1 pseudogene is annotated in these 1880 nt (G+C 76.8%); it reads right to left on the reverse strand.

Annotated elements, in window-relative coordinates:
- Positions 1–2: 2 nt before the first annotated feature.
- Positions 3–1859: pseudogene (locus AOK15_RS34560) on the reverse strand (primosomal protein N'); the annotation flags it as partial.
- Between the last annotated feature and the right edge of the window lie 21 nt (positions 1860–1880).

Consider the following 1880-nt stretch of genomic DNA (forward strand, 5'->3'; position numbering starts at 1 on the left):
CCTCACCCGATGTCGAGGGGATCCACCCGGATCCGAACCCCCTCGCTGCCCCCACGCGCCATCCGCGCGGCCTGCGCGGTCTTCAACGCGGCAGCCAGCGCCGCACCGCTCCCCGGCGGCACCCGGATCAACGCGCGCTCCCACGCCCCCCCCGGCGGCGGCGCTCCCACCCGCCGTACCCGCCCCGCCTCCACGACGGGCAACGGCACGGGCCCCAACACTTCCGCGTCCGGCGGCAGTTCCGCGCCGCCGATGAAGTCGGCCACCGCCTGGGCCGTGCCCGACACGGCCGCCATGCGGGACACCGGCGGAAACCCCAGCTCCGCACGGTCCGCGAGCTCCCGTACCGCGTGCCCCACCGGATCCCACCGCACGAGCGCCTGCACGGGCCGCAGCGTCGGCTCGGCGACCACGACGACCGTGCCGCCCACCCCCTGGTTCCGCACGAGGGCGGCCGCACCGATCCACCGGCGCAGCGCCTCCTCCCCTGCCCGCAGATCGGGGCGCCCGAGCATGGCCCAGCCGTCGAGCAGCAGAGCGGCCGCGTACCCGCCCTCGGCGACCGGTTCGGCGCCGGGTGTGCTCACGACCAGCGCGGGCGTCCCCGGCACGGTGTCGAGCACGTGTTCCCGCCCGGAGGTTCGCACCGGCACGGCGGGAAAGGCTCGCCCCAGTTCCTCGGCGGTACGCCGCGCCCCCACGACCTGGGCCCTGAGCCGACGGCTCCCGCACTCCGGGCAGTGCCAGCCCTCCTCCTCACGCCCGCACCATTCACACACCAGGGCACCGGCACCCTCCCGCGCCTCCAACGGCCCCGCGCAGTGCCGGCACCGGGCGGGCTCCCGGCACTGCGCACAGGCCATCCTCGGCACATATCCGCGCCGGGGCACCTGGACGAGGACCGGGCCGTCCCGCAGTCCGTCCCGGGCGACCTGCCAGGCGAGGCTGGGCAGACGCGCGGCCCTAGCCGCCTCGTCGCGCGCCAACTCCCCGTCCCCGACGGTCCGCACCAGCGGCGCGACGGCCCGCACCTGCTCCCTGGTGGCAACGATCGGCGCGGCCCACCCGCTCTCGACGAGCTGGGCCGCCTCCACGGTGCAGCTCCAACTCCCCAGCAGGAAGGCGCCCTTGTCCCGAGTCGCCCGCAGCTCCAGCACCTCCCGCACATGCGGGAAGGGGGCGTTGTCATCGCTGTGACTGGCATCGCCGTCGTCCCAGACGGCGACCAGCCCGAGATTCCGCACGGGGGCGAACATGGCGGCCCGGGTCCCGACGACGGCCCGCACCGCCCCCCGCCGCACCGCCAGCCACTCCCGGTACCGCCGCTCCTGCCCCGCGTCGGCGGTCAGCAGCGCGTGCTGCCCCTCCCCCAGCAGCTCCCGCAGAGCCTCGTCGACCCGCGCGGCGGGCCGCCCCGCCGGTACGACGACGAGCGCGCCCCGCCCTGAGGCCAGGGTCGCCTGCACGGCCCGCCCGATCTCCTCCGCCCAGTCGGGCCCCGGCAGAGCGGTCCACACGGCGCGCGGCGAACGACCGGCGGCCAGCGCCCGCAGGAACTCCGGGCCCCGCGCGTACCTCACCCAGGACCCCGGTTCCGGCGCGGCCGGAGCGGGCGGCGGAGCACCCGTCCCGGCCGCCTCGGCCCGACCGTGGCGCGGCGGCACAGCCAGTTGAAGCACATCCGCGAGGCTCCCCGCGTACCGGTCCGCCACCGCCCGAGCGAGCCCCAGCAGCTCCGGACTCAGCACCGGCTCCGGCGACACGACCTGGGCGAGCGCGGCCAAGGGTCCCGCGTAGTCCGACTCGGCGACCCGCTCGACGAGGAACCCGTCGATCAGCGAGCCACCCTCCCGCCGCCCCGTCTCTTATCCACATCTGAC

The sequence above is a fragment of the Streptomyces ossamyceticus genome (genome assembly GCF_001418475.1).
GTDB lineage: Bacteria > Actinomycetota > Actinomycetes > Streptomycetales > Streptomycetaceae > Streptomyces > Streptomyces ossamyceticus.